Annotated in this window: 16 protein-coding genes and 1 pseudogene; 11 read left to right on the forward strand and 6 right to left on the reverse strand. The window is 62.6% G+C overall.

Going from position 1 to position 15,587, the window contains the following annotated elements; all coding sequences use genetic code 11:
- Position 1: 1 nt before the first annotated feature.
- Complete coding sequence (locus tag ACRSCF_RS01355; protein WP_209801435.1) at positions 2-1,075, reverse strand: NAD(P)H-dependent flavin oxidoreductase; 1,074 nt, start codon at positions 1,073-1,075, stop codon at positions 2-4.
- Positions 1,076-1,109: 34 nt separating this feature from the next.
- Positions 1,110-2,312, reverse strand: coding sequence for a YbfB/YjiJ family MFS transporter (locus ACRSCF_RS01360; RefSeq protein WP_016448656.1), 1,203 nt, complete (start codon positions 2,310-2,312; stop codon positions 1,110-1,112).
- A 102-nt stretch (positions 2,313-2,414) separates the two neighbouring features.
- Here ACRSCF_RS01360 and ACRSCF_RS01365 point away from each other — a divergent pair, with 102 nt between their 5' ends.
- A complete protein-coding gene (locus tag ACRSCF_RS01365; RefSeq protein ID WP_034366572.1) occupies positions 2,415-3,338 on the forward strand; it encodes a LysR family transcriptional regulator in 924 nt (307 codons plus the stop codon).
- Positions 3,339-3,426: 88 nt separating this feature from the next.
- Here the strand turns inward: ACRSCF_RS01365 and ACRSCF_RS01370 are convergent, their stop codons facing one another.
- Both ACRSCF_RS01370 and ACRSCF_RS01375 read right to left on the reverse strand, forming a co-directional pair.
- Positions 3,427-3,729: a helix-turn-helix domain-containing protein gene (locus ACRSCF_RS01370; RefSeq protein ID WP_034366575.1), complete on the reverse strand. Its 303-nt coding sequence runs from the start codon at positions 3,727-3,729 to the stop codon at positions 3,427-3,429.
- Between the two features lie 122 nt (positions 3,730-3,851).
- Positions 3,852-4,523, reverse strand: a pseudogene (locus ACRSCF_RS01375) (ATP-binding protein); the annotation flags it as partial.
- Between the two features lie 153 nt (positions 4,524-4,676).
- Here ACRSCF_RS01375 and ACRSCF_RS01380 point away from each other — a divergent pair.
- The 9 genes from ACRSCF_RS01380 to ACRSCF_RS01420 all read left to right on the forward strand — a co-directional run bounded on the left by ACRSCF_RS01380 (position 4,677) and on the right by ACRSCF_RS01420 (position 13,686).
- Positions 4,677-5,327, forward strand: coding sequence for a heteromeric transposase endonuclease subunit TnsA (locus ACRSCF_RS01380; RefSeq protein WP_034366604.1), 651 nt, complete (start codon positions 4,677-4,679; stop codon positions 5,325-5,327).
- Positions 5,317-7,266, forward strand: a complete 1,950-nt coding sequence (locus tag ACRSCF_RS01385; protein ID WP_227740878.1) for a Mu transposase C-terminal domain-containing protein — start codon at positions 5,317-5,319, stop codon at positions 7,264-7,266. Before ACRSCF_RS01380 ends, ACRSCF_RS01385 begins: the two co-directional genes overlap by 11 nt.
- Before the next feature lie 7 nt (positions 7,267-7,273).
- Entirely contained in the window at positions 7,274-8,167 is an 894-nt protein-coding gene (locus ACRSCF_RS01390; protein WP_223275228.1) for a TniB family NTP-binding protein, read from the forward strand.
- Positions 8,168-8,173: 6 nt separating this feature from the next.
- On the forward strand, positions 8,174-9,115 hold the full coding sequence (locus tag ACRSCF_RS01395) for a TniQ family protein (RefSeq protein WP_016452127.1): 942 nt from the start codon (positions 8,174-8,176) through the stop codon (positions 9,113-9,115).
- A 445-nt stretch (positions 9,116-9,560) separates the two neighbouring features.
- The gene (gene tnpA / locus ACRSCF_RS01400; protein WP_014386446.1) at positions 9,561-9,902 is read left to right on the forward strand and encodes an IS66 family insertion sequence element accessory protein TnpA; all 342 of its coding nucleotides are present in this window, start codon (positions 9,561-9,563) and stop codon (positions 9,900-9,902) included.
- Positions 9,899-10,240: an IS66 family insertion sequence element accessory protein TnpB gene (tnpB, locus tag ACRSCF_RS01405; RefSeq protein WP_014386445.1), complete on the forward strand. Its 342-nt coding sequence runs from the start codon at positions 9,899-9,901 to the stop codon at positions 10,238-10,240. The genes tnpA and tnpB overlap by 4 nt, the downstream gene beginning before the upstream one ends.
- Positions 10,241-10,383: 143 nt before the next feature.
- Positions 10,384-11,901, forward strand: a complete 1,518-nt coding sequence (gene tnpC, locus ACRSCF_RS01410; RefSeq protein ID WP_059153614.1) for an IS66 family transposase — start codon at positions 10,384-10,386, stop codon at positions 11,899-11,901.
- Between the two features lie 356 nt (positions 11,902-12,257).
- Positions 12,258-13,244, forward strand: a complete 987-nt coding sequence (locus tag ACRSCF_RS01415) for a hypothetical protein (protein WP_034366580.1) — start codon at positions 12,258-12,260, stop codon at positions 13,242-13,244.
- A 7-nt stretch (positions 13,245-13,251) separates the two neighbouring features.
- A complete protein-coding gene (locus tag ACRSCF_RS01420) occupies positions 13,252-13,686 on the forward strand; it encodes a hypothetical protein (RefSeq protein ID WP_227469604.1) in 435 nt (144 codons plus the stop codon).
- Positions 13,687-13,715: 29 nt separating this feature from the next.
- Here the strand turns inward: ACRSCF_RS01420 and ACRSCF_RS01425 are convergent, their stop codons facing one another.
- The gene (locus ACRSCF_RS01425; RefSeq protein WP_050042347.1) at positions 13,716-14,066 is read right to left on the reverse strand and encodes an H-NS histone family protein; all 351 of its coding nucleotides are present in this window, start codon (positions 14,064-14,066) and stop codon (positions 13,716-13,718) included.
- Positions 14,067-14,211: 145 nt separating this feature from the next.
- A complete protein-coding gene (locus ACRSCF_RS01430; protein WP_050042346.1) occupies positions 14,212-14,508 on the reverse strand; it encodes a helix-turn-helix domain-containing protein in 297 nt (98 codons plus the stop codon).
- Positions 14,509-14,589: 81 nt separating this feature from the next.
- On the opposite strand from ACRSCF_RS01430, the gene ACRSCF_RS01435 reads away from it, so the two are divergent.
- Positions 14,590-15,573: an AAA family ATPase gene (locus ACRSCF_RS01435; RefSeq protein WP_034366583.1), complete on the forward strand. Its 984-nt coding sequence runs from the start codon at positions 14,590-14,592 to the stop codon at positions 15,571-15,573.
- Positions 15,574-15,587 lie beyond the last annotated feature (14 nt).

A 15,587-nucleotide genomic window follows, 5' to 3' on the forward strand; every position in this document is an offset into this window, starting at 1 on the left:
TCTAGCGGCCTGCCTGAGCGCTCGCCAGCTCGCCGGCCAGCGTCTGCACCAGCGCAGCGGCCGGCATCTCGCGCGCCAGCGGCGCACCCTGGCCGGCCCAGTGGGCTGCGTAGTCGGAGCTGCCCTGCGCCGAGGCCGCCTGGTGCAGCGCCTTGCCTGCGTCGTAGACGCGCGGATAGTCGGGCAGGGGCTGGCCATGGCTGGCGCCCAGCGCATGCAGCCGGTTGACCATGCCGCGCGCCGGCCGGCCCGAGATGGCGGCGGTGATGCCTGTGTGGTGGGCGCGTTCGCTGCGCAGCTCGGCACGGTAGGCCGGGCTGGCGGACGATTCAGGGCAGAGGATGAAGGCCGTGCCCAGCTGCGCCGCGCAGGCGCCCAGGCCCAGCGCGGCCGCGATGCCTTCGCCATCCATGATGCCGCCGGCCGCGATCACCGGCAGGGCCGTGTTGCGCGCCAGCACGCGCACCAGGGCGAAGGTGCCCATCATGCGGTCCTGCGCGGGATCGAACGTTCCGCGGTGTCCCCCGGCCTCCACGCCCTGGGCCACGATGGCATCGACACCGGCCTGCTCCACCTGGCGCGCCTCGTCCAGCGACGTGGCGCTGGCCAGGGTCACGACGCCGGCCGCGCGCAGCGCGTCGATGAAGCCCTGCTCAGGCAGCCCGAAATGAAAGCTCACCACGGCGGGCCGCTCCTGCAGCAGCATGGCCTGCAGCGCGGCGTTGCCGACGGCGGTGGCGTAGATCTCGTTGAGCGTGGCAGGCGGCGTGGCGCCAAAGCGCGCGAACTCGGGCGCCAGATGGGCCAGCCAGGCGGCCTCGCGCTGCGCATCGGCCCGGGCCGGCCGGTGGCAGAACAGGTTGACGTTGAAGGCGCCCGAAGTCAGCGCGCGCGTCTGCACGATCTGCTGGCGTGCCTGCTCCGTGCCGCTGGCGCCAATGCCCAGCGAGCCCAGGCCGCCGGCCTCGGTGACGGCGGCCGCCAGCGCGGGCGTGGACGTTCCGGCCATGGGGGCCTGGATGATGGGATGGCGCATGCCCAGGCGGGCCATCCACGCGGTCTTTGCGGTGCTCATACGACTCCTTGTTTCCTGCCTCGAATCCGCGCACTCATGCGGCGGCCTGCCGGCGCGCGCTGGCGCGGCTGGCGGCGATCATCAGCGTGCCCAGCAGCAGCGACACGCTGCCGATGACGAACAGGCGCTGGTACGAGCCCAGGCCCGCATAGCTCCAGGCCATGAAATACCCCGACACGGCCTGCATCAGCGCAAAGGCCGCCGTGGCATAGCCCCACATGCGCTTGTGCTGCACGGGGCCGATCAGCTGCATCAGGTAGCCCGAGGTGATGGCCGCCATGCCCGGCGACAGCGCGCCCACCAGAAAGGACGAGGTCGCATGCCCCGCAAATCCCACCCAGAACAGCGGCATGGCAATGGCCAGGGTCTTGACCGCATAGGCGCCCGTGGTCGTGCCCCACCAGCCAAAGCGCGTGGCGCACAGCGAGGCCACCAGCGGCCCGGCAATGGCGCCCAGGCCGAACACGGCCCACTGCGTGGAGGCGTAGGCATCGCCCAACTGCAGCTCGCGCGCCAGGTAGTCCACCCAGAACACCGTGTGCGGCACAAAGCCGAAGGCGTCCGTCATATAGGCCAGCATCACCAGCACCACGGGCAGCGTCCACAGGGGCGCGGCGGGCACGGGCCGGGCATGGGGCGTGATGGCGATGGGCGCAGGCACCGGCAGCCGCCGCACATGGCGCCAGCCCAGCCAGCCGGCCCAGGCGCAGACCGCCGCCAGCGCCCACCAGACGGCGCCCAGGCTCTGGCGCGCCAGCAGCGGTATCAGCGTGGCCGACAGCAGGGCGCCGGCGCCTATGCCGCAGAACATCAGCGGCCCCAGGGCCGCACGCCGCTGCAGGGGGGTGGCCGCCAGGGCCACCGAGGGACCCAGCACCATCAGGATGGCGCCGCCAATGCCCGAGATGCAGCGCCAGGCAAAGAACCAGGGCATGGGCAGCGGCCAGGCGCAGGCCGCAAAGCTCAGCGCCAGGGCCACCCAGCACCACAGCAGCACGCGCAGCGCGCCCAGGCGTTCGGCCAGCGGCGCGGCGGCCAGCGCACCGATCAGATAGCCCAGCAGATTGGCCGCGCCCAGATAGGCCACCTGCTCGCCGCTGAACCAGCCGGCATGCACCATCTGCGGCATCAGCGCCGTGTAGGCAAAGCGCGCCAGGCCGACGCCGCTGAGCGTGGCCATGAAGCCGGTCAGCAGCAGGGAAGTTTCGTTGCGTTGGATCACGGGAGTGGGCGCCATGCGGGGAGGATGGGCATACCTTAAGCCGCCGGAGTCATCATGTCCAATGATTCAAAATGATGGCGTCGATCTCGATTGAAGATGAATGCCACTGGAGCCGCGATGCAATTGAAGTCCCTGCGCATGTTCCTGGCCGTCTGCGACAGCGGCAGCTTCGGCGCCGCCGCGCAGCAACTGCACACCGTGCAGTCCAACGTGACGGCCCATGTGAAAAAGCTCGAGGACGAGGCCGGCGTGCAATTGCTGGAGCGCAGCGCGCCCGTGCACGCAACGCCTGCCGGCCGCCTGCTGGAGCAATACGCGCGGCGCATGCTGGCCGACCATGACGAGGCGCTGGCCCTGCTGCAAGGCAGCGCCCGGGCCGCAGGCGCGCTGCGCATAGGCTCCATGGAAACCACGGCTGCGCTGCGCCTGCCGCCGCTGCTGGCGCGCCTGCACCAGGCCCGGCCCGGCCTGGACCTGGAGCTGCGCACGGCCACCACGGCCGAGCTGCTGGCTGACCTGCTGGCAGGGCGGCTGGACTGCGCCTTCGTCTCGGGCATGCCGCCCCAGTCGCGGCTGCAGGGCTGGAAGGTTTTCGAGGAGGAACTGGTGCTGGTCACCGCATTCGCGCTGCCGCGCTTTCCCGATGCCGCCCAGCTCAGCGCCGTGCCCTTCCTGGCCTTCCGCCAGGGCTGCAGCTACCGCCAGCGCATCGAACTGCTGCTGGCCACGCGCGGCGTGGCCGCACGCATCATGGAAATGGGATCGCTGGACGCCATCCTCGGCTGCGTGGCCGCCGGCATGGGCTACGGCCTGCTGCCGCGCAGCGTGGTCCAGGCCCAGCAGCACCGCTTCGGCGTGCACATCACGGCCCTGCCCGGCGCACTCGCCCAGGAAGTCGCCCGCGTGGAAACCTGGTTCGTCGTGCCCGCGCGCCAGGGCTGGTCGCCTGCGCTGCATGCGTGCGTGGAGGTGTTGGGGATCGAGGGTGTGCAGGGCGAAGAGGCCCTGTGCGTGGAAGCCGTCCCGGCAGCGTCTGCCTGAAACTCAGAACAGGTCGGAAGGCAAGGCTGCTGCCTTTTGGGCGATGTCCACCAGCATAGTTGAGCCCAATACACACCTCCATGGAAATTCAGGCTTGAGGGAGTCCTGCCATCAACGAATCTTGCTTGGGCGCAATGATCATGGCGAGGCCCAGTCCATCAAGAACGGTCAGCAGCTTGTCAGAGCCCACACCGCCCTGTCCTTTTTCGAGGCGAAAAAGCAAGTCCAGGGATACGCCGCACAGGGCGGCCGTGTCATCAATGCGCAGATGCTGCGCCTTGCGCATGGAGCGGATCAGGGCGCCGAGTCCCTGCAAGCTCACGATGACTTCGGCGCCACGGGGTATAGCTACCTCATGGGCCGGAGTTTGGGGGCGTTGGAAAGATGGCATGGGAGGATCCGAGTGATTTATGGAATTCCGAAATTCAGTCAAATTTCTGGTTGAAACGCCGGAAATTTCGGAATTTCAGAAACAGTTCCAACAAACCATGCAACCGCGTCCAATGCAGATCCTCATGAAGGCAACCGCAACACCCTCCGATACTGCATGGCCTCCGCCACATGCCCTGTCTCCACTGCCGCGCTGCCGGCCAAGTCGGCAATGGTGCGCGCCACCTTGAGCGCGCGGTGGGTGCTGCGGGCCGACCAGCCCAGGCGTGCGGCGGCCTTGTGGGCGAAGGCCAGGGCCTCGGGCGACAGGCCCAGGTGGTCGTCCAGGGCCTGGCCCTGGAGCTGGTGGTTGGCACTGCCCTGGCGCTGCAGGGCCAGCGCGCGGGCCTGGACCACGCGATCGCGCACGGTGTCGCTGGCCTCGCCAGAGCGCGCGGCCAGCAGCTCCTGCGGGGGCAGGGCGCCGACTTCCACATGCAGGTCGATGCGATCCAGCAGCGGGCCGCTGATGCGCGCCTGGTAGCGCGCCACCTTGTCGGGCGTGCAGCGGCAGCGCTGCACCGTCGACCCCCAATGGCCGCAGGGGCAGGGATTCATGGCCGCGACGAGCTGGAAGCGCGCGGGGAATTCGCAGCGCTGGGCGGCTCTGGCGATGGTGATCTGGCCGGTCTCCAGCGGCTCGCGCAGCGCCTCCAGCGCGCTGCGTGCGAACTCGGGGAATTCGTCCAGAAACAGTACTCCGTGATGGGACTGCGAGATCTCGCCAGGGCGCGGCGGCGAACCTCTGTCGATTACAACGAAAAGCTTAACCACGGCGTCACATCTTGCTACACAATGGTCTATCAGGTCTGTCGAATGGGTTGATTCAATACATTGAATTAGTTAACTGATATGAAAATTACAATAATTGACGTTACTGAAAGCGATCTTGGTGTGCGGCAGGTCCCCATGAACTACCGTTCGGTCACCGGGCGGGTGCAAACCTTGGATGGGCAGACGGTGTCATTCGAGAGCACCTTGGAGCGTGACCTGGTCTTGTTGATGGACTTCGATCCTCGGATAGCGCGCATCACCCACCAACCGATGAAGATCCGGTACCGTCTCGAGTCTGGCGAGGAGCGCTCATACACGCCTGACTACTTGGCTACTTCTCGGGGCAGTCAGCTCAGGAAGCCTGCACGGACCCTACTTTTTGAGGTCAAGTATCTGGATGAACTTCGGGATCGATGGAGCGACCTCGAAGCGGGTTTCCGGGCCGCCCGTATGGTTTGCGCACAGCGGCGTTGGGGGTTTCAGGTTGTCGATGAACGCTACATCCGCAACGACTATCTGAAAAATGTCACTTTTCTGCGTGACTACCGCTCGTATCCCTCCGATGGCAAGTCGGCTCTCATGCTCCTACAGACTCTGCAAGAGCTTCAAGTCTCCACACCTTCGGAACTGTTGGCTGCAACCTTCATGGACCTGACCAACCGCATGCAAGCTGTGGGCGCCATGTGGCGAATGGTGGCGAATGGCTCCATCGGCGCGAATCTCAGGCAAAGGTTAACGATGAAATCAGAAATTTGGTACGAGGAACCTACGCTGTATGGCAAATGAACTGCATGCTTCTGGCTTCGCTGTCCGCCCTGGAGCACCGGTGGTGTTCAAGCAGAAAGCTTGCATCGTGCGCCGTGTTCTCTCCACCGATCGGGTGATCATCGAAGACATTGATACCGGCCGCTCAGAGGTCGCGTTCATCAACCAGCTGTCTTCGATCACCACGCTCGTGCCCGAACATGAAGCTGGGGCTACAGGGGAGATGGTTGCTGGACCGTCAGCCCTGCCACCAGCGCTGCTGGCCTTTACTGCTGCCGAGATTGCGAAGGCTGAAAAGCGTCTGGATGTGATCGCTCCGTTGTTGGCAATGCGCAAGCGTTCTCGCAAAGATGTCGAGGACCATGCCAGGCAGTCCGGGGTTTCGGCAGTCACGCTCTACAAGTGGATCAAGAACTACAACGGCTGTGGCTCTCTCGTGGGCCTCATGGATGGCAAGCGAGGCGCCCCCAGCGTGAAGAAGCTTGATGAGCGGGTGGAGCAATTCATCCAGGAGGCGATAGACCAGCTCTACCTGTCGTCGCAACAACTGACGCCTCGGGATATCTATCAGACCGTGAAAGACCGTTGCGAACTCGAGCGCAAGCCCGTTCCCCACGAAAACACCGTGCGCAACAGGATCGCTGCACTTCCTCTAAACCGGGTTCGGCGCAAGCGCGGTCAAGTTGCATTGGCAGACAAGGACATGCCTACTCCGGGTGTGTTCCCCGAACCCGTCAATCCACTCAATCCGGTGCAGATCGACCATGTCCAACTCGACATGATCGTGGTCTTTTCTGACACACGTATGCCATGGGGACGGCCTTGGCTGACCCTGGCCATTGACTGCCTGACGCGCGTGATCGTCGGCTTCTATCTGAGCATGGACCGCCCTTCAGCAGTAGCTGCCGGCATGGCCCTGGCGATGGGCATGCTGCCAAAACAGGATTACCTCGCATCCCTCGGTTTGCCAGGGCGTTGGCCTGTGCACGGCAAGATTCGCAAGGTGCTGTGTGACAACGCCAAGGAGTTCCGAGGGGAGGCACTTAAGTTCGGCTGCAAGGAGAACTCCATCGACTTGGATCTTCGGCCAGTCAAGCAGCCACGCTACGGGGCCTACATCGAGCGCCTAGTGGGCAATGTCAACATGATGCTTCGCAAGAAGCCTGGCACGACGTTCTCCAACCCCCAGCAGCGGGGAACCTATGACTCCAAGAAAAAGTCTGCCTACACCTTGCACGAGTTGGAGATCGAAATTGCAGACTGGGTTGTGAACCACTACCACGTGCACAAGCACAGTTCGCTGATGAAGCCACCATTGATCGTTTGGGAGGAAAAGATCCTGGGTACAGACGGAGCAATGGCAGCCGGACTTCCGATCCAGATCGCGGATCCGGAAAAGCTCAAGTTGGACTTTCTCCCGCTGGAGTCGCGTGTGGTGTCGCCCTCGGGCGTCCGAATGAACAAGGCTGACTACTATCACGAGGCTCTCAATCGATGGATCAATGCAAGCGATCCCGACCATCCTTCGGAGAAGCGCAAATTCACCGTCAAGTACCATCCTCGGCGCCGGCGTGAGGTGTGGTTTCTCGACCCCGAGGTCAAGCAGTACGTGAAGCTCGATCGCTATCCATTTCAAGCTCCCGGAGATGACGAGGTTGACGGCTACGTGGGCGTGGAAGAGCACATTGCGATTGAGGCCCGCAGGCAGCACGAAGGAAGCCAGCTGGAGGACAAGAAAGCCAAGGCAGGTTACCGCTTGCGTAGCGCCCACAGAGAGGCCAATGCTGTGGCAGACACGAAGAGAGTGAGGCGAAAACCTCCATCCTCGTCGCCTCGAAGTGGTGGCGCAGACCGGTCGGTTGTCGAGACGCAAATGCAGCCTGCGCGGGAGCCTGTGGGATCGGGGGCCAATCCCTTTGAAGCATTCTTGAGCAAGAAAATTACGGGCTTCAATGCGTAGCGTGACGATGAACCAATTTCCTCATCTACACGAAGCTACGGCTCAAATGCTGGAGGCTTCACTGCCCGAAAAGCTGGAGTTCGTTCGCTCGAACCACCTGTTCGGCTACCCCGCCTACGACCATATTTTGCGAGACCTGCAGGATCTGGTGGCGTTCCCTCGTTCGCTTAAACCTGAGTGTCGCGCTGTCATCGCAGACAGCGACAATGGCAAGACCACGTTGACGCGGCAGTTCATTGCCAACAACCCCATCGTGCTGGATGAGGCCGGTTATCCGATCACCAAGGTGTTGTGGGTCGAGACACCTGCGAGTGCTGATGAACGACGGCTGTACAGCGCGATCCTGAGTGCCTTGAACGTGACGCATCGGCCCGACGCCCCCCCAGCACGGCTGGAAGCGCTTGCGCATGAAGAATTGGCCGTGCAGCGCACTTCTGTACTGGTCCTCGATGAGTTGCACGCCATGCTCAACAGCCCCGCGCGTCAGCAAAAGCAGTTCATGGCCTCGCTCAAGAGGCTCTCTAACATGCGTCAGTTAAGCATCGTGGCGTGCGGGACTGTCGACGTCTCAAGGGCCTTGGCTATCGATACTCAGTTCGTCAGTCGTTTCACTCGATTGGCGTTGCCCCGTTGGCAGGCAGATGAGAGTTTTCTCAAGCTGCTCGCATCTTTTGAGCGACTGATGCCGCTCGCCAGGCCCTCAAATCTGACTGCCCCCAAGATGGCGCTTGAGGTGTTCAAAAGCTGCGATGGCACCATCGGGTCCGTACGAAAGATCACGCTCCAAGCTGTCGAGCGCGTGCTCAAAGATGGTGGCGAGCGGGTGACGTTCGAGATTCTGCAAGGCGCCTGCCAGTCTTTTACCAGGAGCCGCTTGGTCACGGCACCGCGGCCGAGCTGAACAATCATGCAGCCATATTCCCAAGAGACGCTGGGCTCGTTCTTGGTGCGCTGGGCATGGGCTCGGGGGGAGCAGCCTGCAGTCTTGTCTCATCGACTGGGCCTGGGCTACTTCGTTTGGACCAGGGATCTGGACCGCAGCTTGTCCGAGGAGATGTTGCAAGCCATTGCAGCGGCCAGTGGCTGCAGGCTGGAGCAGGTTCGTTGTATGACCTATTGCAGTCAGCTGGCTGCAGCAGCAGTACCTGTGCACCGCAGCGGCTTTCTGCCTTGGCTGCTGCCTTTAGGGATCTACCATCGGCGCAGGCTTCGTTTTGGGCAGCTGTTCTGCCCTGCTTGCCTAAGGGAAGATATGCCGCGCCATCTGCATATGCACTGGCGCTTGGCTTCATCGTGGATTTGCCTCAGGCACGGCGTCAGTCTCATGGATGCGTGTCCGCACTGTGGCGCCCCGTTCGCTCCATATCGAAACGACTCTCTTGTTTTGGGGCGGTGCGAGTGTTGCGCCTTTGCTTTGTACAGCGCACATCCATCTACCTGTTCTGCGCGGCAGCAGGCGCAGCAAGAGCGTGTCGATGCGTTGTGGAGGCAGGCGTTTCTCGGGCACCCGCTGCCTTTGGCGTTGGCCTATCGGTTGATCACTCAGAGGGCGAAAAAGGCTCCTGATTTTTCAGGCGCAGGAGAACCGTGGAGCTACTGGCGAATCTTTGCTCGCAGCCACCTGCTGGAGAACGCCTTGGCCAGGTTTGACGAGGATATGGAGTGCTACACAAGAGAAGTTGGAGTCCACGAGTGTTACGTTCGTGCTTTGCCGCAGGCACGTACGACGCCAAGGTCGTGCTGGGAAGTGCCGCGTGATCCTCAGCTGCGGGCCCGCAGGATCCTTCAGATTGCATTGCGTTTGTCGGTCAGGCGCTCCACTGCATCGCGTGTGAAGGCACGGCTATGACCCAATCCAAAGCTGATGGGTCGCCGGGACAATATTTCGCACATGCACTGCGTTCAGCGTGCGGCAACTGTGGGCGATCGATGGACAAGGCCCACCGCATCCATCATGGAGTGAAGTACTGCAGCATTTGCTACCCAGCAGTTTTTCCTCCGCGAACCTGCCAGATCTGCGGCGAGACGGCCAGAGCCCACAAGCATGCAACCTCGTCGGTATGTGGGAAATGTGCACGGCAGGACCGCACATGTCTGCGTTGCGGCCGTTTGACTCCCCAAGCCGCTTTGCGGGTCGGAGACCGCGTTGCATGCGCATCATGTGCGCCTTATTACCGCACTTCAAGACCTTGCGATACGTGTGGAACGTAAGCGTTCCGCGAACCCATCTTTCATCTCACCGTTGAAGCTGCGAACCTCGGGTCTTCGCAATCAACGAACGAGACGAGGTGGACATGGATCGACAGCAGATGGAACGGTGCCTGGAGCAAGTGGCGGCGTATCGTGCCTCTGGCCAGAAGGCGCAGGTATGGGCCGAGGCCAACGGGGTGCCAGCGGGAACGCTGCAAAGCTGGTGCGCACATGCGCGGCGCTGGCAGGCGCGGCTCGACGGCGTCAGCCCTGAGCCCTCGCCAGCCGCCAGGCCGAGCGGCTTCGTGGCCGCCCGCGTGGCGCCTGGTGCCGCATCGACATCGGTGCGCGTCGAATTGAACGTGGGAGGCACCCGGCTCGATCTGCATTGGCCGCTGGCGCACACGCGTGAACTCGCTTCGCTGCTGCGGGAGTTCGGCCGATGATTCGCATCGACGTCATCTGGCTGGCGCTTGGCGCGGCCGACCTGCGCGGGGGCATCGACACGCTGTTGGCCCAAGTGGTGCGCGGCTTCGCGCTGGGCGCGCAAGCCCACCACGCCTACGTGTTTGCCAACCGCCGCGCCGACCGGCTCAAGGTGCTGGTCTACGACGGCGCGGGCATGTGGCTGTGCACCCGGCGGCTGCAAGCGGGCAGCTTCGCCTGGCCGCGCCAGGACACGGGGTCACTTCAACTCACGCGCGAGCAGTTCGACTGGCTCGTCGCGGGCCTGCCGTGGCAGCGCCTGGGCAGCGCGCAGCCGCAGTCGATCACGGTGGTCTGAATGCGCTCGATTCGAGGTCGGGATTTGCGCGTTTGTCTATTGGAGAAAGTCATGCCTCGCGCGCACGCGCGCGAGGCATGATGGCGGCCATGCTCGAAGGCCCGGACACCCACACGATCGATGCGCCGGGCGCACTGGATTCGATGCAGGAGCTGCGCGATGTGATCGGGCGCATGCAAGGCGAGCTGAAGTTCAAGCAAACCAGGATCGAGGCGCTGAACTTCGAGATCGCGCGGCTGAAGCGCTGGCGCTTCGGCTCCTCCAGCGAGAGCCTGGAGACGAGCACGCAGGCGGTGCTGTTCGATCAGATCCTGGCCGACACGGCGCTGGAAGACCGCGCCGCCCAGCAAGACCAGAAGCCACCGGTAGCGCCACCCCGGGCCAAAGGCCAGGCGGTGCGCCAGGCGCTGCCGGCGAGCCTGCCGCGCATCGATCACCATCACGAGATCGAGCAGACCCACTGCGAGTGCGGCCAGCCCTTCAAGCGCATCGGCCAAGAAGTCAGCGAGCAGCTCGATTGCGTGCCGGCCCAATTCTTCGTGCTGCGCCATATCCGCGGCAAGTACGCCTGCACGTGCTGCCAGACGATCCAGGCCGCGCCGATGCCCGCGCAGATCATCGACAAAGGCATCCCCGCGCCGGGCCTGCTCGCGCAGGTGGTGGTGGCCAAGCACGACGATCACTTGCCGCTGTACCGGCAGGAAGAGATCTACGCGCGCTCTGGCGTGCACATCCCGCGCTCGAGCATGGCCCAGTGGATCGGCATCTGCGGGGTGCGTCTGGCACCGCTGGCCGATGCACTGAAGGGCTTCATCCTCAGCCACGGTGTGATCCACGCCGACGAGACGCCGGTGTCGCTGCTGGCGCCGGGGCGCGGCAAGACCAAACGGGCCTACGTCTGGGTCTACCGCACGACCAACTTCGTGGCCCAGCGCGCGGTGCTGTTCGACTTCACCGCCAGCCGCGCCGGCGAACATCCGCGGCGCGTGCTGCGAGGCTTCGGCGGCACGCTGGTCAGCGACGATTACAGCGGCTATTTTGGGCTTCAGGCGCAAGGCGTCAGCGCCGCACTATGCTGGGCCCACGCGCGGCGCAAGCTGTTCGAGGCGCACGAGTTCAACGCCAGCCAGATCGCCGGCCAGGCGGTGGCGCTGATCGCAAAGCTGTACGAGGTCGAGCGCGAGGCGCGCGAACTCGAACCCCAGGCACGGTGGCTGCTGCGCCAGCAACGCTCCAGGCCCATCGTCCAGGCCCTGCACCTCTGGCTGACCGGGCAGCGCCAGAAGCTGGCCAATGCCGACGTGACGGCCAAGGCGATCGATTATTCGCTGAGCAATTGGCGCGCGCTCACGCGCTACCTGGACGACGGCGACGTCCCAATCGACAACAACGCGGCGGAGAACGCGGTGCGCCCGCTGTGCGTTGGCCGCAAGAATTGGCTTTTTGTAGGCTCGCAGCAGGCCGGCGAGCGCGCTGGCGTGGTCATGAGCCTGATCGAGTCGGCCAAACTAAACGGGCACGATCCCTGGGCCTACCTCAAGGACGTCTTCGAGCGTCTGCCCACGCTCAAGCAGCGCGACCTCGCGCAGCTGCTGCCGCACAACTGGCGGCCTGCCACCGACATCGCCGTGCCAAACGCGGCGCTCGCCGCCGCCGCGTAGAACCATCCTTCAACACGCCGTCATCGACGGCGCAAGGGTGTCGTTCGCGGAACGCTTACTGTGGAACGCCGAGCGCGAGGCTGAGCAGGTCGCGCGGCTTTCCTGAGCGTGGCCAGATGTGTGAGCGTTGTCTGCGCAAAGTTACTCAGGCTACCTGCAGCCACTGTCACAAGCACCGCACTCAGTACTTTATGACGCTCGCTGGTTGCCATCTTTGCAGCAAGTGCTGCGAACTGGATGGTCCCAGCCATGACTGTCCAGATTGCGGCTCGCGCGTGCAGGGAACGGGCTTCTCGCCTTGTTTCAGCTGTTCCATCAAGCGCGGGAATGTGAAACGGCAGCAGTCAGCCCAGCACATGCTAGTGACTCAACAGGCGAAGCAGCTGTACGCGGACTTCACGCAGTGGGGCAATTCATCGCAGCGGGCAAGCAAGTTGGCGGCGCATGCTTCGCGCTACTTGCAGTTCATCACTCGCATAGACATCGCGCTGCAGCAGGCATCCGTCCCGTTGGACCAGGCCGTGTTGCTGGAGACCTTCACAACGCAGGAGCTGCGGCAAATGGGGTTGCTAATGCAGTTTTTGGTGGAACAAGGCGCTTTCCTCCAAGACGCTGCAGCGCGCCGCCAAAACTCGGATGAGGCCTTGGTGCAAAGCAAGCTCAAGGGCGCTACAGGCAAGCCCTGGGCCGCCGATCTCCAAGCCTTTGATACGGCGTTGGCCCAACGGCAAAAGCCGCTGAATGTACGAAGTCGCAAGTCCTATCTTTCTGCTGCCATTGCCCTGTTGACTGCCGCCAAGGTGGGACGCGCAACGCAACTCAAGCAGGAAGCAGTCGATGCACTCTTGCGAAGCAAGCCAGGCCTGCGCGCATCACTGACCCCCTACTTGTCGCACTTGGCGAGCCGGCACGGGATGCGCCTGAAGGTGCCCGGCAAGCGCACGGCACCCAGACAATCTCTGCTGCCGCAAGCGCGGTACGCAAGGCTATTGATGGATGCCATTGCGGGCAAACCTCCTCGCCCAACTGAGTTGTCGTTGACCGCTACGTTACTTGCGCACCTACTGAACGTGCCACTGACGCAAATACTTCAGCTGAGACACCAGGACGTTGACTGGGCGACAGGGTTGCAGATGCGCCTGAAGGATCGCTGGATGGAGGTGCCGCAAGAAGTGGGCGCGTTTGTCCGAGCGCTGCAGTCACCAGAACATTTGGGTGGGTCAGACTTCAACCCTTGGGTGTTCCCGGGCCGACTGATAAGTGACTGCCTCAGCACATCTGCTGTTTCCTACCATCTGAGAAAGTACGAAATCCCGACGAACCGAAAGCAAGCACGCCACTGAACCGAAGATGCCCAAGGCATCTACAGGCTGTAGCGAGCTTCAGCAATCAGATGCGCTACGGAATACGTCAACGACGGTCTGGATCTATGTAAAGATGCCGGTGGGTAGCATCGTCGGATGCGCCACGGTGACAGGCCTGCACACACTCGCTCCCAGTACTCTGTGGAGGCGATTCGGCACTGTATCCGGGCTCAAGCGCCACGAGTTCTTTGAGTATTTTTCGGGTCTGCCAAAAGCCTTTGCACTGGGGCTGAGCGAACCTACACAACTCGCGTCTCCCATACCGCTGAGCAAGCTGCGCGACATGGCGGGCGGCTTTCATCCACCGCAGTTCTTCGCCAATGTCGCCAGCGATGGGCCTTTGCTGCACGTGATGAGCCAGGCTCTTCACGGCAGACCTCACAAGTCGCCCAACCTGCAGCGAGAGCTGGAACTGGCGTGAGGCGTTCTCGGAAAACGCCGGGACCGAGATTAGGCTCTACGGCGATCTGCCGCAGCAGCCATCTCTGCTAGGAACGGCCCTTCATGTTGGGCAGGTTGAGCGATGAGAAAGGCGTTGCGATCTTGGCCGACGATCCACGCAGGAGGCTTGCCCCGTCCTGTCCATGTGGCGCCAGTAGTTGGATTTTGGTACTTGGCCGCGCCTTGCTTTTTGCTTTTGGCGGGCAGCAACGGAAAGACTTGCTGAGAGGTGAGGCCAAACTCGGTGACGAGCTCTTGTACGCGACGAAGTGCGGCTGTGGCTTCAGTTTTCTTTGCCTTGGCGATTTCTGCATCCAGAGCAGCTTTCGCGGCCAGTAGTTCGGTCAAATTCATAGTCATACCTTGGTCCATGGGCGTTCGCCATCACGTGTGGCGCCAACAATTATCGGGCTTACTTGGAACTGACTGAGCCTCGCCGCCAGTAAAGATCAGGTCGGTGGGGATAGTGAACGGCAAGGAGCATCCGTCCCTGCTGCCGTCAGTTTCATTGCTCACGGGCATCCAGGGCCGTGGCGATCTGCAACTCCCTCGTTGCGTCGATAGTCAAACGCAGTGCACGGCGCACAGGGTCCACTTCAGCAACGGGGGAGCGCGACTGTGCTGCTATCGCACCGAGGCAGTGGTTGATGACGGATGTCGGGGCACCGAGTTGCTCGCGCTCGTACCGCGACAAACAAGAACGATCTACGCCAAGGAGCTTCGCGAATTCGGCTTGGGTGCGCTGTCCTCGTGCCTGCCTGATCAGTTCACTTTGTCGTGTAGGGAACGTTTGAATACTCATTGATGTGCTATAGATACATCATATGTGCAACAATAGCACAATTTGATAGTAGCCTCACCTACAATCAAAATTAGAAACAACATGGCAAGAGCAGACCAAATCAAAGCGCTTTTCAGAGCCTACGCAGGTAACGAAGACGCACAGTTCATCTCCGTGGCACTTCAAGTCGCTGCGGATGAAGCTCGCCGTGGTCACTCAAAACTTGCAGCGGAGCTGCGAGAGCTCATTGAAAAGGCGCGAGCCCCTGCTGCCCCCCGTGCGCGCGCACGGACATTGCCTCTTGTGCAGCCTCGCGGCGAACTGGCTGAGCTGCTGACAGCGCAGTACCCTCAGCACCCTTTGAAGCACATGGTCCTGTCCAGGGAGGTGGAGCAGAAGCTGCAACGCGTGCTCCTGGAGCAGCGTCAGCATGAGCGTCTCAGTGAGCATGGATTGGCGGCTCGCCGCAAGCTCTTGTTGGTAGGGCCTCCCGGCACAGGCAAAACGATGACGGCTGCCGTGCTCGCTACGGAGCTGAAGCTGCCGCTTTTCACCGCGCGGTTTGACAGTCTCATCACCAAGTTCATGGGGGAAAGCGCCTCTAAGCTTCGCTTGGTCTTCGAAGCTCTCAAGATCACCCGCGGTGTGTACTTTTTTGACGAGTTCGACTCGCTGGGCATGCAGCGGGGGGGGCAGCATGACGTTGCAGAGATGCGCCGCACGTTGAACATGTTCTTGCAGCTGATCGAGCAGGACACCTCGGACAGCATCATCGTGGCGGCAACGAACCACGGAGCTTCTCTTGATACTGCGCTCTTTCGCCGCTTCGACGATGTGATTCGATATGCCACCCCAGACGAAGCGCAAGTCGATGAACTGCTGCGCAATCGTTTGGCGATGATGGCTCCTGCAGACTTGAACTGGTCAAATCTGGTCCCCCGTGCAGTGGGGCTTTCCCACTCCGAAATCACCAAGGCTTGTGAGGACGCCATCAAGGACGCCATCCTTGACGAACGATCGAGCATTTCAGAAAAAAGCGTTCTCACCCACCTGCAGGAGCGAGCTGCAAGCCAGCTGCACAACTGATCGGCCCGGCCGTC

Origin of the sequence: Delftia sp. 11MD (assembly GCF_050907895.1) — a bacterium.
In the GTDB taxonomy this organism is placed as follows: Bacteria; Pseudomonadota; Gammaproteobacteria; order Burkholderiales; family Burkholderiaceae_C; genus Comamonas; species Comamonas tsuruhatensis.